Raw genomic sequence first — 25959 nt, forward strand, 5'->3', positions numbered from 1 at the left:
TTTCTATTTTCTTCCAAATCTATTCTTCAATTTATCTAACATCAAAAAGGCAATCTCATTCTTAAACAAAAACAAAGTTGTCAGATAAATAATCATGGAAATGACAATGACTAAGATGGTCCGTAAAACTAATTGCGGACAAAGCAGTTTACAGATGAAATAAACTACTACAATACCTAAGCAGCCTACCACTGAAGAAATAATATTTTTGACTGTCGATTTCGCTAAAATAATTGGTTTAATGATATCCCATGTTGAACCGATGTTAAGACTCATGACCATGAATTCTGCAATAACCGTACTTAAAGAAGTCCCATCATAAGACCAAATAGGAATTAAGATAAAGTTCAAAGCCACATTAACAATCCCCGTAATGAGCGTATTTCGTAAAGAAAGATTTTCTCTTTTCGCAGGAATCAACACACATTGGTTAAAAATCCAACTAAAAATGGAAAAGATAATTGCCCACGTGATGATCCTTAAAGAATTAACTGATTCCAAATATTTTGGTCCAGCAATTAACAAGATAACTTCTTTACTGAGCATAATGACAGTCACAGAGACTGGTAAGACCAACATAGAGAGAGCATTAATTACTTTACTAAGGACGATGTGATATTCTTTCAGTCGTCTTTTACCTAATAACATTGCCAGCCGCGGAATTGTGACAACCAAGATGCCACTAATTAAACCTTCAGCTAGATTATAGATTCGCACTGAGACGCTATAAATCCCAACGGCGTGTTCACCTTTTAATAAACCTAAAATAGTCGTATCAGAAGAAACATACAGAGTAACGGCCACTGCAGAAGCAAAAATGGTCAAAATTGGCTTTAAATGATACTGCCAGTTGGTCTTTTTAACTAACTTAATCTGACAATATTTCTTAGCATGCAAAAAATTCAGCAGGTTAGCCCCAACACTAGCAAAAAACGTAATTCCTGCATAGAGCAAATAGTCATTTGGTTTCTTCACAATCACAAACAACAGAATCATCGATAGAACCTGAAAGGCAATACTTCTAACCGTGATGTAGGAGAAATCCTCATATCAGTTCCTAAAGTCGTAAAGAACAACTGTAAACTGAAAATCAAAATACAAGAAACGTAATTATGAAGATTACCAAAGATCAGCAAACTCAAAATTAAGAGTAAATATGCACCAAGAGTGGCAATCATATTGATCGTAAAAACCTGACTGGCAAATTCACCTATCTTGGCCTGATCATCACGGTATTTGGCCCCTTCACGGACAGCATAAGTAGCTACTCCAAGTCCTGCTAACAGCAAAAAATAATTAACGTAGGTATTTGAAAAATTATAAATCCCAATCCCATCAACAGATAAAACTCTTAGAACATACGGTAAAGTAATTAGTGGAAATAAGAGGTTAATGATACTTCTTAAGCCATTTAACAGCGCATTAACTGTTAACGATTTTCCAGTTTTCATTTTCTTTATCCAACATGACGTTCAAAGCGATGAAAGTCCAAAATTTGATCAATTTCTTTCATGGCATCTTTAGGGATTACAAAGCCTGATGCCTTTAAGTTATTTTGCAATTGACTTGGCTTGGAAGCACCGGCAATGACACAACTAATTTCAGGACGTTGCAGAATCCAAGCCATAGCCATAATTGGCATATTGGTGCCTAATTCTTCAGCCATTTTACTTAGTTTAGCCACTTTATCTAAATTCTCATCCGTTAACATTTTATTAATCTGATGATCTGCTTGATGAGTAGCCCGTGAACCCTTAGGCAACGGTTGTCCTTTTTTATATTTACCGGTTAGCAAACCTTGTGATAAAGGAGAAAAGGTCGTTAAGCCAATACCATAATCACGACAAGTAGCAATAATTGAGTTTTCAATATAACGATCCATCATGTTGTATTGTGGTTGCACCACGGTTAAGGGATGCAAATGCTCCTCACGAATAATTCGTTCAGCCTTTTCAATCCGAGCACTACCCCACTCTTCGCTGACGCCGTAATACAACACTTTGCCTTGATCAACCAAATCACTCATTGCTCTGAGCGTCTCTTCCATTGGAGTAGATTCATCATAACGATGGCAGAAGTACATATCTAAATACTCAGTCTGAAGATTAGTTAAACTACGATCGATACTGTCAAAAATATGCTTGCGCGAAAGTCCGCGATCATTAATGCCATTACCTGTTGGGTAAAAGACTTTACTAGAAATGACCAATTCTCGCCGGGGATATTGTTTCAAAACCTTACCTAAAAATTTCTCAGCACCACCAGCACTATAAGCATCAGCACAGTCAAAGAAATTTACGCCATTTTCATAGGCCAAATCAACAATCTCTTTTGCTGTTTCTTCTTGGGCAGTACCACTTAAATCGGTCATCCAACTCCCAAGAGCAATCTCACTAATCTTTAAACCTGATTTTCCCACATTTCGATATTTCATAATTTCACCTTTTAAAAAAGGCCCAAGGTTTCCCTCGGGCCTTTTCCATCTAATTAATAATCAATATGCCAATTAACATTACGCTCGAATTTTTCACCTGGTACTAAAACAAAAGCATCTAAATCCGCTCCCATTTCCGGAGCAACTTGAGCTTCAAGAGTAACACCATCGTGATTACCCAAATTCCGCATCGCACCTTGGTGATTAAAGCCGTTAGCAGTAAAGACAACAACTGATGGTGCATCGGTTGTCATAGTCAACTTTCGTTTTGATTTAGCTGATTCAATGACAGCAGCTGGACCATTACCATTTAAAATAAATGGATGATCTAAACCGCCACGAACAGCAATTTGATGCTCTTTCTTATCATTAATTACATCACCCAAACGCTTAGCTTTTCTGAAGTCAAAGACACTATTGTCAACTTTTCTTATTCCTTCAACTGGCATTGTTGTGTCATCTACTGGTACATAGTAGTCAGCATTAATTTGCATCTTTAAATCTTCAACATTTGCGTGTGGCCCATCCAATCTGAAGTAAGTGTGATTAGTTGGATTGAATAAAGTTGTTTTATCAGTATAGGCAGTGATGTTATAGTGCAAATTATTATCGTTATCTAATTCATAGGTAACCATAATTTTCATATTGCCTGGATAATTGTTGGAACCATCAGGATCATACAAAGTAAAAATTGCTTTAGCGCTGTGGTCATCACATGCAGTTCTAAAATCCCATGGTCGATTATCTAAACCATGATCACCACCACCGTGAAGTGAGTTTTCTCCTTCGTTGATTGGTAACTTAGTAAAGGTGTGATCATGATGCCATAGCCCGCGGCGAATTCGTCCAGCTACTCGGCCAACTGTACCACCTAAGTAGTTTCTTTCCTTGCTGTAGTTTTCAGGCGTTTCCAAAGACATGATGATATTTTCTCGACCTGTTGGGGTGGGAATTTCAAATCTTTCTAGTGTTGCCCCATAATTCAAAATAGTAGCATGAACATCATTATCATTGATTAAAGTGATTTCACAGAGATCTTTGGTCCCCATCATGCCATATTTGCGAATCATTGTTTTCATTACTACTTACCTTCTTCTACTTCAAATTAATGCGAATCATGTTCCAAGAAGCAGGAGCTAATTTAACATCTGCACCGGAACTTGTTACTGAAACATTGTCATTAGCAACGATCTTCATAGCACCATCTTCGTTAGTTTGCTTCATATCATAACCAGCAAATTGCGTGGCTTCCTTTAAACCGGCAAATTCATAGTCACCAGCATTAAGATGTAAGTCCATTCCCTCATCTAAAGAACGGTTTAAAGCAAAGACAGTTATAGCGCTTTCAGAATCATCTACTACTGCAATACTATCAAGATATGGCACATTTTCAAAGTCTTTTGAAGAATAAGTCGTAGAACTTTGAATTGGAGTTAAAACAGTTCCGCGACCATAGTTAGAAACTTGCATGAATGGGTAGAAAATCGATTGAGCCCAAGCATGACCTTTTTCATCTGTCATAATTGGCGCAATCACATTAACCAATTGTGCTAAGCAGGCAATCTTCACTCTGTCTGCATGCTTCAAAATGGTAATCAATAATGAACCAACTAACAAGGCATCTTCAAAGTTATAAATATCTTCCAATAAGTGTGGTGCAACTTGCCATGGCTTATTATTAGCATCTTGTTCATTAGAGTGGTACCAAACATTCCATTCATCCAGTGACAAGTTAATTGACTTCTTACTATGCTTTCTTGCCTTAATGGAATCACAAATTGCAACCACGCCAGAAATAAATTCATCTAAGTCTAAACCTTTAGCTAAATAATTTGGCGTATCATTTTCTTGATTTCCGTAGTAACGGTGTAATGAAAGGTAATCAATATTATCATAACTTTCATCAAGGACAGTACTTTCCCAACTACCAAAAGTTGGCATATCCAAAGCTGAACTACCACAAGCAATGGTTTCAATACTATCATCAACCAGCTTCATGGCCTTAGAAGTTTCGTTAACAGCGCGACCATATTCAGTGGCTGTCTTGTGACCAATTTGCCATGGACCATCCATTTCGTTACCCACGCACCAAGTCTTGATGTTGAATGGTTCTTCGGCACCATTTTTGCGCCGCCAATCACTATAAGCGGTACCTTTAGGAAAATTGCAGTATTCAACTAAATGGCGGGCCGCATCAATTCCACGGGTTCCCATATTAACAGCCATCATCGTACTTGAGTTAACCTTTTTGGCCCATTTTTCAAATTCGTGTAAACCAAATTGATTAGTCTCAATACTGCGCCAAGCTAAGTCAAGACGACGTGGTCTGTCTTCTTTAGGACCAACTGAGTCTTCCCAATTAAAACCTGAAACAAAGTTACCACCAGGATAACGAATAATTGGGACATTTAACTTTTTTACTAAGTCGATGACTTCTTGATTGAAACCATCTTTGTCAGCCGTTTTTGCCTCAGGATTATACAAACCGTCGTAAACTGCACGACCTAAATGTTCAATGAATGAACCGTACACACGTGGATCAACTTTACTAATTGGTGCATATTTATCTAAAGTAAGTTTTGCTTTCATTGTTTTCTTCCTCTATTTATTGAATTTGATTTTCATCCCCTGGCTTACCAAAGTCTGGTAAACCTTCGTCAGTCCAAGTGAAGTACTTGGCATATGCATGGCGGTCTGGATTATCCAGCGGATCACCATCAATTTGCGTATATGGACGAGCATGATAAATCAAAACATCTTTACCATTTAACTTGGTAAAACTGTTATGTCCTGGTCCCCATAGTTTGTTTTCGGCAGCACTCTTAAAGACTGGTTCGGTTGACTTATGCCATGAATAGCCATCCAATAAGTCAGCATCTTTATCAGCCCAAAGCATGCCCATTACATAGTTTTCATCAGTAGCACTAGCAGAATAAGTAATAATTACCTTATTCCCATGAGTGATTTCTGCAGGACCTTCATTAACTTTGAAGCCAACTTGTTCCCACGGATATTCTGGAATTGATAATAATAATTCCTTTCCTTCAATCGTCCAAGGATTCTTCATCTTAGCTAGAAACAAGTTAGAATTATTATGAATTGCTGGTTCAAGTTGAGCCCAGCACATATAGAGATCACCATTATGTTCAAAGACAGTCGCATCAAGTGAAAAGCTATCTTGGTGGGTTTTAACTTGCCCCTTTTCAGTCCATTTAGCCGTTAATGGGTTATCCCCTTCACCTTCTAAAACAAAAATGTTGTGGTGATGCTTAGCATCTCTGACATTTTCATCATCTGAAGCAGCGAAGTAGATACACCACTTTCCTTGCCAGTAGTGTAACTCCGGTGCCCAAATTAATTTGCTCATTGGGCCTTCATCATGTGCATGCCAAATGTTAACAGTTTCTGCGTTCTTCAAATCGGTTAACTTCTTAGCCCGACGAAGTTCAATTACTTGATAACCTGGTACAGAACCACAGAAATAGTAGTAACCATCTGTGTGTAAATATACCCATGGATCCGCTCTTTTTTCTACTAATGGCGTATTCATTTAATAAAATCCTCCTAAAAATAAACGGCGAAAACCTGAATTACTCAAATTTTCACCGTTATAAAAATCTCGCGTTTTACTTTTTAATAACTACTTCTTGTTTGAGCAATGTAAAATCTTTCAAAGTCATTTTCCAAAGAACATAAGCAGTCAAAGGAATGATGAATAAAACTGCGTATTGCGGAAACATCTTAAAAGAAATGTAATCCCCAAAAATCAAAAGTATCATCATCAATGAAACAAGTGGTTTTTTCATTAATAATTTTGTTGCAAAGGTAAATCCTTCTTTTAAATCAACATAAAAGTAATTTTGAACTAATAGGTTCCACATCGCATGAATAAGAGTTAGAACAACTAACAACATTAATAATGGTAAGAAGAATTGACCATTCTTCATTAACTTATTAGCAGAGGCAATATCAACCAACAAGAAGATAATTACAACTTCATAAATTAGTCCACTTTGCCAACCTGTCTTAAAAGCGTCTTTAAAACTATTGAAATAAACTTTAGCACCTAATCCTATTTTGTCTTCAACTTCGTCATTACGTAAATAACTAACTAAAGCAACTAGAGAGGGGAATACCGTAATGGAAGCAACTAAATAGAAGATTGTCGTCATTAAGGTAAACTTAACACTGAAGCTTAAGATTAATAATACTAAATTACTAATTAGGAAAAAGATATTTCCTAAAATTAAGCGCCATGCAATTTGGATACCAGTATAGATAAAATTCTTTCGATGTTGATTCATAATAGATTATCCCTTCACACCACCAACAACGAAGCCGTCTTGGAAGGCCTTTTGGTTGAAGATGAAGACAAGCATAATTGGTAAAACAGACATTACTGAACCAGCGAACAATAATTGGTAGTTGTTACCGTAAGGTGTCATGGCTGACATCAAACCTGCTGGAATAACGAAGTTTGTATCTGACTTCATAACAATCAAAGGCCATAAGAATGCATTCCAAGCACCCATCGTTGTCAAAATTGTCATCGCACCAAAGGCTGGTTTCATCAATGGTAAATAGATTTGCCAGAAAATTCTGAATTCACCACAACCATCAAGTCGTGCAGATTCAGCATAGTCTGGTGCAAGTCCCATACAGAACTGTCTAAAGAAGAAGATCGTTCCGGCCGGGACAATCCCTGGTAAGATAACACCAGCGTAAGTGTTCAATAAACCTAATCTAGTAATTAATTCATACATAGGAATAGTTAAAACATCACCTGGGAACATCATCATTACTAAGACGATGACGAAGATCACATTACGACCTTTAAAGTTATACATGGCTAAGCCATATCCAACCATTGAAGTGAAAATTAAAACTAAAACAGTTTGCACAATCGTAATTACTAATGAGTTACGATACCATAACCAGTAAATCCCATTTCTGTTAGTCCATAATGATTTATAGTTATTAAGATTCATCTTAGAAAAGTCAAGATTTACGTTCAACCCATTGGAGAAGATATCTTGTACATTCTTAAATGAAGAAATAATCATAAAGTAGAACGGAATTAGGACTGCGATAGCAATTATTGCTAAGAAAATAAAAGCTAACGTATTATTGATAATGTTTTGCTTTTTTATGCTGTGCATAATTATTCTCCTCTCTAATCTTTATCGTACAATCCCATTAACTTAGTTTGAATAGCATTTACCACAGTTACAATGATAAATAGCATTACCCCGACGGCACATGATAAACCAAAGTTACCATCAGTGAAGGCCGTCTTATAAATTAAGGTTACTAAAGTAGTACCAATGTTGTTTGGTGATTCGGAACCCCAGTATACGTATGATTCATTGAATAGTGAGAAACCAGCTTGAATTGAAATAGTCAAAACATAAATAGTAATTGGTTTCAACATTGGAATGGTAATATACCAGAATTTTTGCCAACCGTTGGCACCATCCATGTCGGCAGCTTCGTACAAGTCAGGTGAAATGCCTTGCAAACCTGAAAGGAAGTAAATCGCATTAACACCAATCCAACGCCATACACAAATGATAACCAAAGCGAACATAGCAGTATGTGCTTCTTCCAACCAATCAAGTGGTCCAAGGTGAATTGCTGCTAACCATTGGTTAAATACACCGGTCTTGTCTGAACTGAAAGCATATCTGAAGATCAAACCAGCGATAACTGTTGAAGTTAAAACTGGTGCGAAGTAAACTGACTTGAAGAAGCCTGTCAGAGGTGTACCTTTACGGTTAATAATGAAAGCAACAAACATTGGTAATGGAATCAAAATTACTAATGTCCAAATTGTATAACGTAAGACGTTCCACAAAGCTGCTTTGAATTCTGTCATTGCAAACAATTGCTTATAGTTAGTCATACCAATCCAAGTTGAATTGGCAACACCATTAACTTGTTCAAAACTCATCTTGATAGCCGAGAAGAATGGGTATACCGAGAAGAGTAAGAACGAAATGATGAATGGTAGAACAAATAAATATGGAGCAACTTTTTGCCAGTTGATAGTCTTTTTGCGAGGAACGCTTCCAGCTACTGAATCATTCATTTTTTCTCGCTCCTTTTATTTTCTAAAAAATAATGGAACTCCATCTTTATTAACGATTAGCGAGTTCCATTACTTCCTTAAACCTAATTTTGAGTCTTAAATTGCTTAGTTAAAGCCTTTTGAGCTTGATTCAAGGCAACTTTAGCAGTTGGTTTACCTTTACCAATTACGTTAGGCAAGGTGTATCTTAACAAGTAATCGTTCAAAGCTGGTGATCTCTTATTAGTAGTAGTTACGTGGCCAGTTTGATCTTGTAATTTAACTAAGACATCAAAGATTCCTTTACCAAAGTATCTTGTGTATTGGTTGTCTTCCTTAACAACTGGTGAAGTCCAAACATCCTTACGGATTGGGTCAAATCCAAGCAAACTCCATTGCTTACCTGCCATTGTCTTGTTAGCTTTACCGAAGACAACAAACTTCTTAACAAGGCTTTGTGAAGCCTTAGGGGTTTGGTTAGTTACCATAGTAGCAGTACCACCACCATCGGCTGAAGTACGGTTACCCTTTTCAAAGACAGGCATTGGAGCAATAGCAATCTTGCCCTTTAACTTAGGCATGAAGCTTACCATCCGGCTCATGTACCATGCTGGCATAGTTACTGAAGCAACATTACCCTTGTTAAATTGTGCATAAGCTTGGTCGTTATCGATGTTACCACCTGGACTCTTTCTAGCAATCTTGTCCTTGTAGATCCAGTCTTGACCCATTTGCAATGCTCTTACAGCAGCTGGGTTGTTAACATTTGGCTTTGTGAATGACTTGTTGAACATATCAGCATGTTGTTGTGAAATTTGTGCGTACCATTGGAAGTTAGCATTTGGTGAATACCAAGTCATGTACTTGCCAGTCTTAGCCTTAACTTGCTTACCAGCATCAGTATATTGCTTCCAGGTCTTAATGTTCTTGTAGTTTACACCGGCCTTCTTAAGCAAATCAGTGTTGTAGTAAGTTACAACCGTACCTACGTGGTAGTCAAGTCCGTAGTATTTACCATCTTTCTTATAGTTGTCCAATCTTGATTGAATCAACTTGTCCTTATAAGGAGCTAATTCCTTGTTTAATGGTAAGTAAGGTGGCTTCTTGTTCTTTAATTGAATAGCAGCTTGACCTAATTCGATATCAACGATATCTGGTGCACCACTACCACCTTGTAAGGCAGTAGTTAACTTTTCGTTTTCTTGTGCGAATGGTAATACAGTCGTCTTTAACTTAATTTGTTGCTTTGGGTGTTCCTTGTTCCAAAGCTTAGCGGCTTGCTGCCAGTACTTGGTGTGCACTTGGGTGAAAGTCCAATACGTAACGATAGTTTTACCATCTTTAGTCTTAGTTGGCTCAGAATTACTCTTATTACCACAAGCACTTAAAGAAAAGGCTGCAAGTAATGAGGCTCCAACAAGAGCTACTTTTCTCCATTTACTATTCATTATTAAATCCTCCTACAACTTATACACGTTTTAAAGATTTAAAGCGCTTTCAGTGATTACACTTATAATACTAGCAGTCTTTTTAAATTTGTCAATAAATTTTGGCAAGTTATTTCAAATTTGTTCACAAATTGTCTGATTACTTGCTAAAGTCGTATTGTAAGGCATGCTAAATTGTTATAAACTGAACATAACAATTAAACAAATTAAGGGATGACTTTTATGAAAACTGCCGTTCATGATGAATTAGCTAAAAGAACCAAGCTAATTGATAAGATTAAATACCTACTCTACGCCTATAAAGCAGGAATTATCATTACAATCTTTTGTATTGCATGTATCGCCTTCTTTGGTGGTTCAATTCTTTCCAGAACCAAACCAGTTCTTAACGTTGCTGTTTTTACAACTGAAAAAACAATAACTTCTGGACCAAACGAGCCAATTCAGAACAAGTTAAATCAAATCTTAGGTGTTAACCACTTCAATAAGCGCGAATCAGTACAAATAATGAGTGGTTCAACTAAAAAGATTGCTGATGAGATGAAATTACAAAGTGTTTTGTCTGCTGGCCAAGTAGATGTATTAGTAACTAATCTAAAGCAATTCAAACAACTAAATAAGCAAAAGAAAGGCTTTAACGCCTTACCTAATAAATTTGTCCGTCATTATAGTAAAAAAGATCTAATTTATAACGGTCAAAAACCAGTTGCCATCAAAGCTAGATTGGTACCAGTCTTTAAGAAAACTATTAACGCAAATGATGATATCTTGTGTTTGCCAACAAAAGGCGAACACGCAAAAGAAGCTATTAAATTATTGAATAATTTACAATAGCAAAAAGGCCCAAGTGAGAGATAAGTTCTTACTTGGGCCTTTTTATTTGCTCTTCTTAACTTTACTTAGGAATAATCATAGTTACGATGCTCTTATCCTTTAAAGCAGCTTCCAATGAATTGTCCTTGATTTGATAATCTTGATATTCAGCCAATTTAACATGCTCTGGATCATCAAAGGTGTTGCAGGCATCTATTTCATCTGCATGCAAAACTTTGCTGTAGCTCGGCTTATTAACCTTGCCAGCAAACTTAATAGTTACATTGTTACTTTGTTCTTTATCAGTGTTGCAGACTGAAACAATATAATTGCCATCTTTTTCTGAGATGGTGTAGTTAATTGGATCGCCATTATCACTATAAGCCTCAATCAAATCAGCATCTTGGTGATACTTATACATATCAAAGACATAGTAAGTTGGTGTTAAAATCATATGCTTACCATCAGTTAAGATCATTGATTGCAAAACATTAACTGTTTGAGCAATATTAGCCATCCCTACCAAATCAGCATGTTTGGCAAAGATATTCAGCGTAGTAGCTGCCATGACAGCATCCCTAATCGTATTTTGCTGACGTAAGTGAGCTGGGTTAGTACCTGGATCATTGTGAAGCCAGTCTCCCCACTCATCAACAATTAATTTAACGCGATGATCAGGATCCCAGTGAGCCATTCTTAAGCCGTGTTCATGGATGAAGTAATCCATCTTCCGGATACTGTAAAGAAGTGAATCCCATTCTTTTGGTTCAAAGCCAGTAGCATAGCCCTTCTTGTCCCAAAGATCTGTTAAACCATAATGGTGTAAGCTAAGGCCATCCATAAATTGACTGGCCTTTTCCATGACAACATTAGTCCAATTAAAGTCATCAATGTTTGGTCCACACCCAACTTTAAATAAAGGCTTTTGATCAGCATCGTACTGACGAACGAAACATTGCCATAATCGATACAAGTCAGAGTAGAATTCCGGCGTCATTTGACCGTCTTCACCCCACTCTTCGTTACCTACACCAACAAAGCGCAATTTCCATGGCTTTTCATGCCCATTCTTGGCTCTTAATTCAGCCATTGGACCAACAGGAGCAGTAATATATTCAAGCCAATCAGTCATCTCATGAATGGTTCCACTAGACATATTAACGTTCAAGTATGATTCAGCTCCAATTTGTTCGCACAAATCAAAGTATTCATTCGTACCAAATTCATTACTCTCTAAAGAGCCACCCCAACTGGTATTAAACAATGGACGGCGGTTTTCACCAATTCCGTCTTTCCAGTGATAGATATCTGAGAACCAACCACCTGGCCAGCGTAAAACAGGTACCTTAATTTCTTTAAGGGCATCAACAACGTCCTTACGAATGCCGCGGACATTTTCAATCTCGCTATCTTTGCCTACCCAAATACCACCATAGATTCCAGTTCCTAAGTGTTCACTAAATTGTCCTTGTAAGTATTTGGACAACTTAGTACCTGCCTTTTTATCTTGAATATCAATTATCTTTGTCATTTTCTTAATCCTCACTTTGTCTGATCCAAACATGCATTGAACCTTTCTCACGGTTAGCCCAAGCATAATAAGGTATTAACTTCATTGTTGTTTTTTGCTTTTTGACATCGGCTTGCTTACTGTACAGCTTATCCATTTCAGAATATTGTGCATTATCAACTTGCAAGGTAGTAACTCCACCAAGTAAATTGCTTTCAAATTCTGAACTTAGCTTAGAGTTGTTTGAAATACTGTAAGCCGCATAATTACCTGGATTATCGACTTCTTCAGCACAATAAATGATCGGTCCACGACTGAAGGCAACTTTGCCTTGATCCGCAACCACCAATGGATTAGCAGTGATTTGACGCACGCTTAAATCCAAATTCATTTCTAACTCGGCATCTTCTGCAATTGTGCAAGAAGCGATCCCGTCAGTAATCGCCATCTTAATTTCATGGTTATTTAACTTAAAACTTGTTTGCTCACTCCATGAAGGGATGCGCACTTTAAAGTTAAGTTCTTCACCTGCAGGAATTGAAAAGTGGATCTTAACTGTTCCCTGCCACGGCAAGTCGCTTTTTACCTCAACTTTGATGCCATTACCTAATTCAACTTGGTTAGAAATTAATTGATCTAGTAAAATATATTTATCTTTATCATTATAATCATAAATATACTTTGACAAACTGGCAATTAAACGGGTGATATTAGCTGGGCAACAAGCACAGGAGAACCATGACAAACGCCGCATTGATAAGTGCGAACTAGCTGGATTAAATTGGGAGTTTTCATCAATTTCTAGTGGATTAGCATAGAAATAATGCTCTCCGTCCAATGAAATTCCAGCTAAAGCGCCATTATAAAGTTCTCTTTCAATTACATCCCCATATTGTCCAGACAAATCACTAGCTAACATTTGCTTGGCAAACATTGTCATAGCTACTGAGGCACAGGTTTCACCATAATCAGTTCGATTTGGTAAATCATAGTCACATGTAAATGCTTCTCCAACAGCAGTTTGACCTACATTGCCCGTGACATACATTTGCCTTTGCGTAATATCTTGCCACAAGCGTTTAGTAGCAGCTAATAATTCTTTATCATTAGTCAAACGCGCTACATGAGCTGCACCAGTTAAATAATAAAGAACTCGTACTGCGTGTCCCTGCGCCATTTTTTCATCTTTTAATGGACGGTCATCAAAGAAATAATTATCTTTAGCTTGTCGCATATCAGGGAACGGATCGTCCTTAAGATCATTTTTAGCATTTTGTTGACTGAAGAAATCAGGTTCTGTCCCACGAATTTTGACAAAATAGTCAGCTAAAGTTAAATATTTCTTATTTTGCGTGCAATCGTAAAGTTTAGCTAAAGCCATCTCGATTTCTGGGTGACCATCATAGCCATGAATTTTCCCATTCTCTTGACCAAAATTGTTTGCAATACAATCCGCCATTTTTTCAGCGATTGTTAACGCGGCTTTATTGCCTGTACTTTGGTAATAAGCTACCCCAGCTTCAATATAGTGTCCCATCGAGTAAAGCTCATGAGATTGCTGCAGTTGCTGAAATTTTAGGTTAGGCGTATCTATCTGATATCTAGTTGATAAATAGCCATCTGGAGCTTGAGCATCCGCGATTAAGTCAACAACTTGATCAGCAAGTTGCTTTAATTTTTCATCAGGATAATTTTTCAAGCTATAAGCAACTGTTTCTAGCCACTTATAAACATCTGTATCTTGAAAGATCATTCCATGATGGTGTCCCTTCAATTTCCCAGCAGCAATCTTCAAATTATTAATTGCACTACTTGTATCAGAAGCACCACCGGCAACTGTCGTACTTGTTACTTCTGGTTTTTCTTGATCTGAGATCATTTTCCATTGGAATGGAATTGCCTTCTGGGCGACCATTTTTTGATATCGTTGCCAAAAAGGTGAAGTAATTTTAAGTTGTCGAATTTTAAAATTTTCTACCATCTTTCCCCCCAATCTACATCATTGTAAACGATTTCAAGATGAATTATACCATATAAATAATAATAAAAAATCTTATTCATGATATTTGTATGATATATTTTCCTTTTTGAGATTGATTTATCCGAATAAATATAATATTGTTAAGGTAATGATAGCGTTTTCTAAGATGGGAGGATATAGAAACTATGCATCTATCTAAAAAAAGAAAACACCAAATTTTAATTGGCGGTAGCGTCCTAGCAGCTGCTTTATTAACTTTTGGTTTATCCGCATGTAGTAAACAAGCTCAATTTAAGCCTTCAAAATGGAAGACTACCGAAGAAGATCATCCAGCAATTCATGATCCCTCAGTTGTAATGGTTAAAGGCAAAAATGGCAAAGCGCATTATTATGTCTTCGGTACTCACGTTACTGAAGCCGAGTCTGACGACCTAGTTCATTGGAACGTACCCTTTAAATCAACTTATGACAATCCCAAGAACAATATTATCTTGGGGAATTTTGCTAAGAATTTGAAAGTGCCATTCAAATGGGCTGGACACAATGATGCTGATTCAGCTGGTGGTTACGCAATTTGGGCCCCAGATGTTCACTATGATCCTGATTATGAATGGTCAGACGGTAGCAAAGGTGCTTACTTGTACTACTTTGCTAACTCATCAACTTGGCGCAGATCAGTAACTTCAGTTGCTGCCTCTAAATCGATTAAGGGTCCTTACACTAACGTCAAACCAATTGTTTACTCAGGTTTTACTAAAAATGACGCTACTGACGGTAGTGACCGCAATATTAAATACACTAAGACTAACCTGCCTAAACTGATTAAAGAAGGTAAAGTTAGCGGTTGGAGTAATAAATGGAATAATGCTACAGGAACAGAATGGAACCACTTATATGCTCCTAATGCAATTGATCCATGTGTCTTCAATGATGCACACGGCAAAATGTGGATGGTCTACGGTTCATGGTCAGGCGGGATTTTCCTATTAAAGATAAATCCTAAGACTGGTACGGCTATCTATCCAAAGAAAGATGGTAAAACTAAAGACGGTCGAATTATTGATCGCTACTTCGGAATTAAGTTACTCGGTGGTTATCACCAATCTGGTGAAGGTCCATACATTATGTATGATAAAGCCACTAAGTACTACTATCTCTTTGTGACCTATGGTGGTTTAGACTACCAAGGTGGTTACAACATGAGAATGTGGCGTAGTAAATCTCCTGAAGGTCCATACGTTGATGCCAAAGGCCAAGATGCACCAAGTTATACTGAAAATTCTGACGATAAGGCCAACACTAAATACGGTATTAAAATCAGTGGGAACTATAAATTGCCAGGAATGGATACTTCATACAAATCCGGCGGTCACAACTCATTTATGAAGAACAATGACGGCAAGTATTTCTTGGTATATCACACCAGATTTTCTTACGACAACAATTACCAACTTCGAGTTCATGAAATGATGATGAACAAAGATGCTTGGCCAGTTAACTTGCCATTTGCTTACACCGCTAAAAAGCCGTCTGCTTTGGCTGAAAGTAAGATTCCTGGTAAATACACCTTCTATAACTTAGGAACCAAGACATCGGCTGCTAACGTCCCTAGAAAAGAAGTTACCCTTACTTCTAACCACAAGATTACCGGTGGCATGACGGGAACTTGGAAATTGAGTAAGAAGAACTCTACTAGCTATTACCTATCAATCAAATCAGGCAAGACTAACTACGAAGGTGTTGCTACTACTCAATACGATAAAGAAGAAAAGCCTGCTGGTTGGAAAGTTGTCTTCTCTGCAATTGGTAATAACAATGAAACTATCTGGTGCTTTAAGGATTTAAAATAAGGACCTTCTAGAATGAACTGAACAACATAATCAAAAGAGCTGATATGCAACAAGCGTTGATATATCAGCTCTTTTAGTTATGCTTCCTAAATTAATTTGAGTACAAGAAAAGCCATGAACAATTTATTCATGACTTAAAAACTATTGATTTATTTAAGAGGGATTTGTTAGTTTGTTTAGTTTATTTAATTAGGGATAGTTTTATTTTGATTATTTAGAAAAGGGATATATGAAATTTAATCGAAATTACTTTTCAACATCAACAAAATCAACACCGAATAAGCGGGTCAATTCTCTCAATTGTTCTTCACTTGCGTTGAATGAGATAACTGAGTGGTGACCACCACCGGCATACATCCAGCCTTTAGCACCTTCTGCTAAGCCAGCTTTAGGTGTCCATAATTGCTTAGCAGTTGGAAGTTTAGGCATTGGCTTTTCAGGTAACTTACCTTCAACTGGGTAAGAAACAATCTTATAGCCATTCTCAAAGTATGACAAGGTAAGACAAATTGCGTCGCCTTCTGAACCAGTAAATACTAATCTAGCTGGGTCAGCCTTACCACCAATACCTAATGGGTGAACTTCAACCCGTGGCTTATCTGATGCCAAAGTTGGGTCAACTTCAAGCATATGAGAGCCCATGATGGTTTCATGACCATGACGTAAGTCTAAAGTATAGTCTTCCATCAAACCAGTCTTCTTGTTAGATGCTAAGATCTTCATCAAACGACTTAAACCAGCAGTCTTGAAGTCACCTTCTGGACCAAAGCCATAACCTTCAGCTTCAAGCATTTGAGCTGACAAACCAGGTAATTGTTCCAAACCTTCAAGGTCTTGGAAGTTATCACAAACAACATTGTAATCATGTTCGTCCATGAACTTCTTCATAGCAAGGTATTCACGTAATTGGTAACGAACAGCGTGAACATAATCTTCATGACTATTGTCGCCTTCAACCATGTCATACTTTTCTTCAAGTTTCTTGTACTCTTTATCAATATCACTTTCAGAAACGGCATTTACGTATTTAACCAATTCTGATACTGGCCAGTAGTCTACAGTCCAACCAAGTTTGATTTGGGCAGCTACCTTGTCACCTTCAGTAACAGCTACATCACGCATCGTGTCACCGAAACGAACAATTCTGATGTGGAAGCTTTCGTTGTAGGCTACTGCAACATGTTGCCAATCAGCAATTTGCTTTTGAACATCTTCATCCTTCCAGAAACCGTAAACAATGGTGTCTGGAACGTGTAAACGTTGATTGATGTATTCATATTCACGATCACCGTGTGCACTTTGGTGCAAGTTCATGTAATCCATGTCAATAGTGTCGAATGGGATGTAGTTCAAGAATTGGGTAGCCAAGTGAAGTAATGGCTTTTGCAATAATTGAGTACCACGGATCCAGTTCTTAGCAGGTGAGAAAGTATGCATCCAAGTAATGACACCAGCTACTTCATCACGATAGTTAGCTTCCTTCATAAACTTAGTAATACTTTCTGCAGTGGTTGCTACCAACTTAAATTCAACTGGATAAGGCAAGTTACCACTATCATTTAAGCCCTTAACAATTTTTTCTGCATCGTCTTTTACTTCTCGTAAAGTTTCTTCACCGTAAAGAGGTTGGCTCCCTACGACAAACCAAAATTTGTAATCTGGCATTTTACGCATTTTTGATTTCTCCTTTTTTATTTCGTTCTATTTAATCGCTTTCATATTGTATTTTAGAATATTTATACGGATAAATCAATACAAATTGCATAAATTTGTCTGATTATTAGTGCTGAATCATAAATTATTTATTTGAATAATTTATAAAACTTTATTACTATCTTAGACAATATATTTTTCTTTTCTGAGAAAATTCTTTCTACGCTTTTTAGATGCCTACAGCGAGTAGTCTATAAATTGCATACGATTTAAATAACATATTGATTTTTTATTTTTTTGATTTTATAATATGGATTTGAAATCGGTTTCATAAAATCAACAAAGTGTTTAAGAGATTTATCTTCAGGAGTCGAATTATGACAAATAAACATAATCTTCGGTTTTTCAATACTGAAAAACAACGTTTCTCACTTAGAAAACTAAGTGTTGGCGTAGCATCAGTTTTATTGGGAGTCACTTTTCTCTCATTCAGCAACCATGCTGTTGATGCCAGTGTAGAAAATATCTCATCTATTCAAAATACTGATAACCAAATAGATAAAACGGATGAGAATACGGAGATTGAAACTGAAACCACTACCAATTCCAATCAAACAAATGAAATAGATAGTCAAGAAACCGAAACAAGTAAGACCTCAGAGAAAGTTAGTGCTTATAATCAAAAAAATTTGGATAATGTAGATACCAACAACACGAAAACAGAAAAGTTGACTACAAATGTTAGACCTACTAAAAACAATCAACTATCAAAAGCAACTACTAACAATAAAGTTGAAACAAGCAAAAAGTCTGTAAATGTTGAGCAACCAGAACGGGTTTCTGTTCATGATCCATCAATCTTTAAGGATCCAAAAACTGGGAAATATTACATATTTGGTTCTCATCAAGCTGAAGCAGAATCTGATGATCTATACAGTTGGAAGCCTTTATTCAAAAAAGAATACGAGCAGCCGTCATATATTTTCAATAATTATGACAAAGATTTAAAGCAAATTTTTAAATGGGCTGGAAGCCATGATGGTGATAATCCCAACGGATATGCAATTTGGGCACCTGATGAAATTTATAACTCCGATTACAAATGGGCTGACGGTAGCAAAGGTGCATACATGTATTATTTCTCCACCTCTGACAGCTGGATACATTCAGCAATTGGATTTGCAATTTCTAAAACAGTTCATGGACCGTATAAATTTGTTGATACAGTAATTTATTCTGGATTTACAAAGGACAAGGAACACAACGGTGATTCAAGTAAAAAGAACGACATATACACAAATACTAATCTAAAGAACTTAATTGATAGTGGCAAAGTTGATGGTTTCAGTAGTAAGTGGGTTCGTCCAGACGGTACTTACAACAATGACTATGCCCCAAATGCAATCGATGTCAACATTGTAACTGATAAAGATAATAATCTTTGGATGTCATATGGTTCTTGGTCAGGCGGTATTTATCTCTTACCGCTTAATAAAGAAACCGGATTACCGATATATCCCGGAAAGGATAGTACAAATAAATATGGTCAAAGAGTTGACCGTTATTTTGGAACACATTTAATCGGTGGTTTCCACGAATCTGGTGAAGCTCCTTATATCAAATATGATAAAAACACAGGTTATTACTACCTATTTACAACTTATGGTGGTCTTACCCGTGAAGGTGGCTACAATATGCGGATTTTCAGATCCAAAGAAATCAATGGGAAATATGTCGATGCTTTGGGACAACATCCCGTATACACTGAATGGAAGACGAACGATTCCACTAAACAAGAGAACCAGAAATATGGTCTGAAGCTAGAAGGCAACTATGATTTTACATGCTTGCCTTATACTTACATGTCACCTGGACACAATTCAGCTTATATTGATAAAGATGGTAATTGGTTCTTAATAAACCACACTCGTTTCAATCATGGAACTGAATATCACGAGGTTAGAGTAAAGCCAATGATTATGACAAATAATGGTTGGCCAATACCACTTCCATTCGAATATACCGGACATGAACAAAAAATTGATTCTAATAATGTATTAAATGTTTTAAAACAAATAAGTGGTAACTATGAATTTGTTAATAATGGCAGAAATACTAGCGGAAAACCTATTCCTAAAGCAAATATAACCCTAAGGGACAACCATCAGATTACTGGTGATTTTAGTGGTACTTGGTCAACAAATGTTAAAGATAATCATATTTATCTAACACTCAAAGCAAAAGATGGTTCTGAATATATTGGTGAATTTAAATTACAACAAGATGAATCTAAAAAACATGTTCCAGTTCTTGTCTTTGCGGCTGAAGGCAACAATGAAGTTTTGTGGGGCGTAAAGTCTTATCAAGAACAACACAAGTCAGAAAATAAAGATAACGATACACAAGAGCCTACTGATTCACAAAGCGGTACATCAAGTTCAGATTCAGAAATTCCATCTCATACTGGTTTTGCTTCAGATGAAGTTGACAGTAGTATTAATACTCAAACAACTCAAAGTATTAATACCCCTATAACTCCAAATTCAAATGTTTCTTCTAAAGTTGATTCAAATCTCACTAACAACTCTGCTAACGAAGTACCTGACAAAAAAGTTGTTTCGGCAACACAACAAAATATAAAATTGATACATGCGGCATTTATTTATAATGAAAAAGGAGAAAGAATTAAAAATATTCCTAAACTTAAGGCTTATAAACACTTTACTGTAATAACACCTGCTGTAACAATAAACGGAAGAAAGTTTTATCAATTAGCCAATAATAAAGGTCATTACATTGCAGTAGGAAACGTTAGTGGTAAGAAGCGTATACTTAGTCACAACGCATATCTTTACAATAATCATGGCAAGAGAGTTAAAAAGATCATCTTTAAGAAAGGCACTAAAAAGTTAACTTACGGGTCTCCAATAAGGATTGGAAAACACCTGTATTACAGAATTGGACACAATAAATATATTAGATATTCGAACTTCCAATAAGATTCAAAAGTTATAATAAACTTCACTAACAAAAAAGATCAATAAATCTATTTAAGATTTATTGATCTTTTTTAATCTGCTACTTTTTCTTGCGATCTTCATCAGTCTTTTTAATTGAATCATTATAAATCAAGTTTAACTTATATTTCTTAGATTCAACTTTCTTACCATTGATCATATCGATAATCATCTTTGCAGCATCAACACCCATTTTTTCCTTTGGGTGTTGAACCGTCGTTAACTTCGGAATCACATAATGTCCCATAATGAAATCGTCAAAGCCAACAATTGAAACATCATCAGGAATTTTCAAATCAAGTGACTTAATAACGTTCATCATTTGAATCGCCAATTCATCGTTATAACAGATAACTGCAGTTGGCGGTTCATTACTTTGCAAAGCACTGACTGCCCGTTTAAAAATTGGGTTCATGTCTTGCGTCGATTGATACATAATTGTTTGACTCATATATGAAATTTCCGGATGAGCTAAGTATGCATCTAAGAATCCTCTTAATCGATTTGCACCTTGCATGTCATCTACCTGAAACATTCCCAAAATTCGTTTATGACCCATTTCAATTAAATGATCTGTCATTTCTTGCTCGGCTTGCAAATCATTAACTTCCAAATATGGAAAATCAAGTTCAGGATAATGCGCATTGATAAACAAAGCTGGAATATTAGCATCTTTTATTTTTTGATAATATTCCATATTTCGATAAGGCAACGCACTTTGACTTGGTTCAATGATAATACCATCTACTTGGTTGCCAATCATTCGCTGAATAGCACGATTTTCATTTTCACGATCATTATGTGTATTACTCAATATTAAAGAATAGCCATTCCCTGATAAGATCCGGTCAGTTCCACTAATAATTCGTGGGAAAATGTAATCTGCTAAATGAGTAGTAATAATACCGATCATTTTGGTATTATTACCCACTTTGCGCTGTTTTTGCCATTCATCAACATACATTCCGCCACCTTGAATGCGGTAGATATAATGCTCATTTTCAAGTTCTCCAGCAGCGCGGCGAATAGTGTAGCGACTAACATCGAACTTTTTCATCAGTTCTGATTCAGTTGGCAACTTATCACCAGCTGCATATTCGCCATTCTCAATCAGAGACTTTAATTTTTTTTTAACTCTATCATATTTAATTTCTGACATAATAATCCGTCCTTAGTGATATAGCTTAATATGTTGTATCTGCGTACAAATCAAGTATAACATTTATTATATTTTTCTAATATAATACGCATTGGTAAATAAATCAACCGATATGTCAATAAGCTATACCGAAAAAAGCCTGGGAAAAGCTCCCAAGCTTTCAAGCATCTATTTAGTTAAGCATGCTTCGCATGATCTTTGGAGTGTGCATTATTTTGACCATAGTAGGCGTTTTTACCATGCTTACGGTAATAGTGCTTATCTAATAAGTATTGTGGTAAATGACTATCTGCACGAGTCAGTTGTAAAGCGTGGTAGTCTTCTTCTGCAACTACTTCAAGCACCTTGGCATTGTAAACGGCCTTAGCAGGCGTTTCACCCCAAGTAAATGGACCGTGTTGTGAAACTAATGCACCTGGTGTTGCTTCATAATCTAAGCCACGTTCTTTAAAAGTCTTAACAATGGTTACCCCAGTGTTACCTTCATAGTCTTCTTCAATTTGTTCTTTAGTTAAAGCATCTGCAGCTGGCACGTCAGTGTAGAAAGTATCAGCGTGAGTAGTATTCAAAGCTGGGATGTCCATCTTGGCTGCGGCAAAGGAAACAGCCCATGGTGAGTGGGTATGAACAATCCCACCAATCTTTGGGAAGTGATTATACAGATAAGTATGAGTAGGTGTATCTGAGGATGGATTTCTCGTTCCTTCAACTACTTCACCTTTTAAGTTAACAACTACCATATCATCTGGTGTTAATTCTTCATAAGGTACACCAGAAGGCTTAATTACGAATAAGCCTTTTTCACGATCAATTCCTGACACATTACCCCAAGTAAAAGTAACTAAGCCTAACTTAGGCAATTGCATATTAGCTTCATAAACTTCTTTTTTAAGATCTTCTAACATTATTCATTAGTTCCTTTCTTCTACATCTTCACCTGCTAAAGCTTCTACTGGAAGACCAGCCTTATAGCGTTTAATAAATTCTTCGTAACCCTTAACTCCATCTGGTTCAGGCGTCAAAGTCATGGTTTCTGGTTTCTTAAAGACGTCTTCATCCAAGAAATCAGCTAAACTCTTTTGACCCTTTGTTTCAGCATATTTAGCCAAAACAGCCATTCCCCATGGTCCACCTTCGCTGGCAGTACTCATGATAGTAATTGGAATATTCAAAGCGTTAGCCAAAACTTGTTGACCAATAACGGGAGTACCGAATAAACCACCTTGAGCAATCATGACATCAGTTTGGACATGTTCTTCCTTAAGCAAAATATCCATACCAATCTTTAATGGGGCAAAGGCAGCATAAAGTTGCGTTAAGAAGAAGTTAGCCAAGTTCATCTTGCTATTTTGGGTTCTAACAAATAATGGACGACCAGCTTTAATCTTAGTAATGTTTTCACCAGACAAATAACTATAGTTAATTAAGCCGCCAGCATCAGGATCTGAACGGGCTGCTCGATCAAATAAGGTACCGTAAAGATCATTAGTACTAATTTTGACTCCAATTGCTTGAGCAAATTCTTTAAACAAGCCAACCCAGGCATTAATGTCAGATGAACAGTTATTAATATGCACCATTGCGACAGGTTCACCACTTGGAGTGGTTACCATATCAATATCTCTGTGTAACTTCTTTAATGGCTTGTCCAAAACATTCATTGAAAAGGCAGAAGTACCGACAGAAATATTACCGGTTCTTTCACGAACACTATTCGTAGCCACCATACCAGTACCAGCATCACCTTCTGGTGGAGCGATAATACTACCAGCTTGCAATTTACCAGATGGATCAAGCAGTTTGGCTCCCTCTTCAGTTAAGGTTCCTGCTTGATCACCGGCAACTAAAACCTTTGGCAAAATTTTTTCAATATGCCATGAATATTGCTTCACTTCTGGCAATGCAGCAAACTTCTCTAAGAAATCTTGACGGTAGGTGTGTTTCTCACTATCAATTGGGAAAATCCCAGAAGCATCCCCAATTCCTGTAACCTTTTGACCTGATAATTTCCAAGTCACATAACTATCTAAAGTTGTCACAAAGTCGAGTTGATTAACATGTTCTTCTTTATTCAAAATTGATTGATAAATATGAGCAATTGTCCAACGTTGTGGAATATTAAAACCAAATAATTCAGTTAATTTATCTGCAGCTTCTTCAGTAATATTATTCCGCCAAGTTCTAAATGGAACTAATAACTTGTTGTTCTTATCAAAAGCCAAGTATCCGTGCATCATCGCACTAATTCCTAACGAACCAAGTTTAGTCAAAGAAGTGTGGTAAGTACCACTTACATTTGCACTTAACTCACGATAGGCAGTTTGTATGCCTTCCCAAACTTGATCAATTGGATAAGTCCAAATACCATCTTTTAATTGGTTCTCCCAGGTATAACTACTAGAAGAAAGAACTTCGTATTGATCATTAATTAAGACAGCTTTGATTCTAGTAGAACCGAGTTCAATACCAAGCGTTGTCTGACCACTTTTTATTTGCTTTGCAGCCTCCGAAATATTCATAATTTATCCTTTCTAAGCTATAGATTTTCTTTTAATGTAGTCGCATTCATTCACTTTTTATCTTAGCTTAGAATTCAAATTAATTCAATACAAATTAATCACAAATTTGATTATTTATACGGATAAATATAAAAACAGATTAATCTATCTATCTTTTTTCTTAAAACATACATTTTAATGAACTTCCTTTTTACATCTGATCAAATGTTCGCTATAATATGTATTATACAAAACTCTAGTAAGGGATGAATTTTATGGAAGCGAAACAGTATTCACGTTTAATTGATAAAGAATTACAAAACATGCCGAGTTACGTCTTTTACTATTCTCAGCAGCCAAATCTAGCCGTGACCACGGTCTATCAATATTTGACGGAATTTCGCCGCTTTTTCGATTGGTTAAGAGAGGCACCAGCTGATGTTGAGCATCCCGACCAAGGTGCTATCAGCCAGGCCAAGAGCAATCGTGAGATTGAGCTATCAACTTTGGAACACTTGCAGGCTGCGCAAGTCCAAAGTTTTCTCAAAGAATTAAGCATTCGCGAAAATAAACAATCAACCCGCGATAGCAAAAAGACGATCAACCGGACTATTAATGCTTTGCGTTCACTTTTTCATTACCTTACCGTCACCGCTGATCTCAAAGATGGTGAGCCCTACTTCTATCGCAACGTAATGTTGAAAGTGCCACTAGTTAAAGGCAGCAAAGAATCAATTGCTTACCGGAATGCCAAGTTCTCGCCCATGCTATATATGGGTCAAAAGAAGCATGACTGGATCGATTTTTTGGAAAATCAATATGAAAACACTCTGAGCAACCGCGCTCGTTCTTCTTTTAAATTCAATAAAGAACGTGACATCGCCATTATTGCCTTGCTGCTTGCCTCCGGCATTCGGGTGTCTGAATTAACTCGTCTTAACTTAAAAGATTTAAATAAACGCGACCGCAGCATCTTAGTCGTGCGTAAAGGTAACAAAAAAGACGCTCCACTAATTGCTGATTGGGCAATGCCGTACATTAACGCTTATTTAGAAATTAGAGAGCGGCGTTACCAACCACAAAAGAGCGAGCAGGCCTTCTTTTTAACTCGTTATGCAGGACAAGCAAGACGAATTGCCTCAAACACGATCGAACGCTTTGTCAGCAAATACTCAGAAGCCTTTCCTAACGGCAACCGCACTACCCCGCACAAACTGCGCCACTCGCTAGGGACTGAACTTTATGATGAAACTAAAGATGTGATGGTCGTTGCCACGCAACTCGGTCATACCGGTATTTCTGCCACTGACCAATACATCCAACAGACCAAAGTTGACCAGCAAAGAAGTGAATTGAACAAAACCGATTAATGCAGCAGATTTTTTCAAAAAAGTTCATTTGCACCCTACAAATCATTTTGTTTGTATGCTACAATATGAGCTGAACAGTTGTGAATCACACCTCTTCTGATTAGTAAATCTATCGGACATCTGCTTGATTGCAATTCTCAATTAAAATCATAGCTAAAA

General features: G+C 36.8%; 20 protein-coding genes. 4 read left to right on the forward strand and 16 right to left on the reverse strand.

Annotated features, from left to right (window positions below; translation table 11 throughout):
• Window positions 1-3: 3 nt before the first annotated feature.
• From EJK17_RS05770 to EJK17_RS05810, 10 genes are all read right to left on the reverse strand, one after another.
• Window positions 4-996, reverse strand: coding sequence for an oligosaccharide flippase family protein (locus EJK17_RS05770; protein WP_342769168.1), 993 nt, complete (start codon window positions 994-996; stop codon window positions 4-6).
• On the reverse strand, window positions 993-1451 hold the full coding sequence (locus tag EJK17_RS12090; RefSeq protein ID WP_342769169.1) for an oligosaccharide flippase family protein: 459 nt from the start codon (window positions 1449-1451) through the stop codon (window positions 993-995). Before EJK17_RS12090 ends, EJK17_RS05770 begins: the two co-directional genes overlap by 4 nt.
• Window positions 1452-1456: 5 nt before the next feature.
• Window positions 1457-2434: an aldo/keto reductase family protein gene (locus tag EJK17_RS05775; RefSeq protein ID WP_127796275.1), complete on the reverse strand. Its 978-nt coding sequence runs from the start codon at window positions 2432-2434 to the stop codon at window positions 1457-1459.
• 53 nt (window positions 2435-2487) lie between these two features.
• On the reverse strand, window positions 2488-3513 hold the full coding sequence (locus tag EJK17_RS05780; RefSeq protein WP_103661559.1) for an aldose epimerase family protein: 1026 nt from the start codon (window positions 3511-3513) through the stop codon (window positions 2488-2490).
• 16 nt (window positions 3514-3529) lie between these two features.
• Window positions 3530-5023: an arabinosylfuranosidase ArfA gene (arfA, locus tag EJK17_RS05785; protein WP_103661560.1), complete on the reverse strand. Its 1494-nt coding sequence runs from the start codon at window positions 5021-5023 to the stop codon at window positions 3530-3532.
• A gap of 16 nt (window positions 5024-5039) precedes the next feature.
• Window positions 5040-5984, reverse strand: coding sequence for a glycoside hydrolase family 43 protein (locus EJK17_RS05790; RefSeq protein ID WP_103661561.1), 945 nt, complete (start codon window positions 5982-5984; stop codon window positions 5040-5042).
• Between the two features lie 76 nt (window positions 5985-6060).
• On the reverse strand, window positions 6061-6738 hold the full coding sequence (locus EJK17_RS05795) for a YesL family protein (RefSeq protein ID WP_103661562.1): 678 nt from the start codon (window positions 6736-6738) through the stop codon (window positions 6061-6063).
• A 6-nt stretch (window positions 6739-6744) separates the two neighbouring features.
• A complete protein-coding gene (locus EJK17_RS05800; protein WP_103661563.1) occupies window positions 6745-7593 on the reverse strand; it encodes a carbohydrate ABC transporter permease in 849 nt (282 codons plus the stop codon).
• Between the two features lie 14 nt (window positions 7594-7607).
• A complete protein-coding gene (locus tag EJK17_RS05805; RefSeq protein WP_127796276.1) occupies window positions 7608-8522 on the reverse strand; it encodes a carbohydrate ABC transporter permease in 915 nt (304 codons plus the stop codon).
• An 83-nt stretch (window positions 8523-8605) separates the two neighbouring features.
• A complete protein-coding gene (locus EJK17_RS05810; RefSeq protein WP_103661565.1) occupies window positions 8606-9949 on the reverse strand; it encodes an ABC transporter substrate-binding protein in 1344 nt (447 codons plus the stop codon).
• Window positions 9950-10171: 222 nt separating this feature from the next.
• Here EJK17_RS05810 and EJK17_RS05815 point away from each other — a divergent pair, with 222 nt between their 5' ends.
• Entirely contained in the window at window positions 10172-10783 is a 612-nt protein-coding gene (locus tag EJK17_RS05815) for a hypothetical protein (protein WP_103661566.1), read from the forward strand.
• 61 nt (window positions 10784-10844) lie between these two features.
• Here EJK17_RS05815 and EJK17_RS05820 read toward each other — a convergent pair whose 3' ends face one another.
• Both EJK17_RS05820 and EJK17_RS05825 read right to left on the reverse strand, forming a co-directional pair.
• Window positions 10845-12293, reverse strand: coding sequence for an alpha-N-arabinofuranosidase (locus tag EJK17_RS05820; protein ID WP_103661604.1), 1449 nt, complete (start codon window positions 12291-12293; stop codon window positions 10845-10847).
• A gap of 4 nt (window positions 12294-12297) precedes the next feature.
• Window positions 12298-14253: a glycoside hydrolase family 127 protein gene (locus tag EJK17_RS05825; RefSeq protein ID WP_127796277.1), complete on the reverse strand. Its 1956-nt coding sequence runs from the start codon at window positions 14251-14253 to the stop codon at window positions 12298-12300.
• A 185-nt stretch (window positions 14254-14438) separates the two neighbouring features.
• Here EJK17_RS05825 and EJK17_RS05830 point away from each other — a divergent pair, with 185 nt between their 5' ends.
• A complete protein-coding gene (locus tag EJK17_RS05830) occupies window positions 14439-16103 on the forward strand; it encodes a glycoside hydrolase family 43 protein (protein ID WP_127796278.1) in 1665 nt (554 codons plus the stop codon).
• Window positions 16104-16349: 246 nt separating this feature from the next.
• Here the strand turns inward: EJK17_RS05830 and araA are convergent, their stop codons facing one another.
• Window positions 16350-17777: an L-arabinose isomerase gene (gene araA / locus EJK17_RS05835; RefSeq protein WP_103661571.1), complete on the reverse strand. Its 1428-nt coding sequence runs from the start codon at window positions 17775-17777 to the stop codon at window positions 16350-16352.
• A 356-nt stretch (window positions 17778-18133) separates the two neighbouring features.
• Here araA and EJK17_RS05840 point away from each other — a divergent pair, with 356 nt between their 5' ends.
• Window positions 18134-20755: an SLAP domain-containing protein gene (locus EJK17_RS05840; protein ID WP_103661572.1), complete on the forward strand. Its 2622-nt coding sequence runs from the start codon at window positions 18134-18136 to the stop codon at window positions 20753-20755.
• Between the two features lie 79 nt (window positions 20756-20834).
• Here EJK17_RS05840 and EJK17_RS05845 read toward each other — a convergent pair whose 3' ends face one another.
• The 3 genes from EJK17_RS05845 to EJK17_RS05855 form a co-directional block, all read right to left on the reverse strand.
• Entirely contained in the window at window positions 20835-21932 is a 1098-nt protein-coding gene (locus tag EJK17_RS05845; protein WP_103661573.1) for a GntR family transcriptional regulator, read from the reverse strand.
• A 176-nt stretch (window positions 21933-22108) separates the two neighbouring features.
• Window positions 22109-22837: an L-ribulose-5-phosphate 4-epimerase gene (locus tag EJK17_RS05850; protein WP_103661574.1), complete on the reverse strand. Its 729-nt coding sequence runs from the start codon at window positions 22835-22837 to the stop codon at window positions 22109-22111.
• A gap of 6 nt (window positions 22838-22843) precedes the next feature.
• Window positions 22844-24451, reverse strand: coding sequence for a xylulokinase (locus tag EJK17_RS05855; RefSeq protein ID WP_103661575.1), 1608 nt, complete (start codon window positions 24449-24451; stop codon window positions 22844-22846).
• 254 nt (window positions 24452-24705) lie between these two features.
• Between EJK17_RS05855 and xerS the strand changes: the two genes are divergently transcribed.
• Complete coding sequence (gene xerS, locus EJK17_RS05860; RefSeq protein ID WP_103661576.1) at window positions 24706-25800, forward strand: tyrosine recombinase XerS; 1095 nt, start codon at window positions 24706-24708, stop codon at window positions 25798-25800.
• The last annotated feature ends 159 nt before the right edge of the window (window positions 25801-25959 follow it).

Origin of the sequence: Lactobacillus xujianguonis, assembly GCF_004009905.1 — a bacterium.
Taxonomy (GTDB): Bacteria; Bacillota; Bacilli; order Lactobacillales; family Lactobacillaceae; genus Lactobacillus; species Lactobacillus xujianguonis.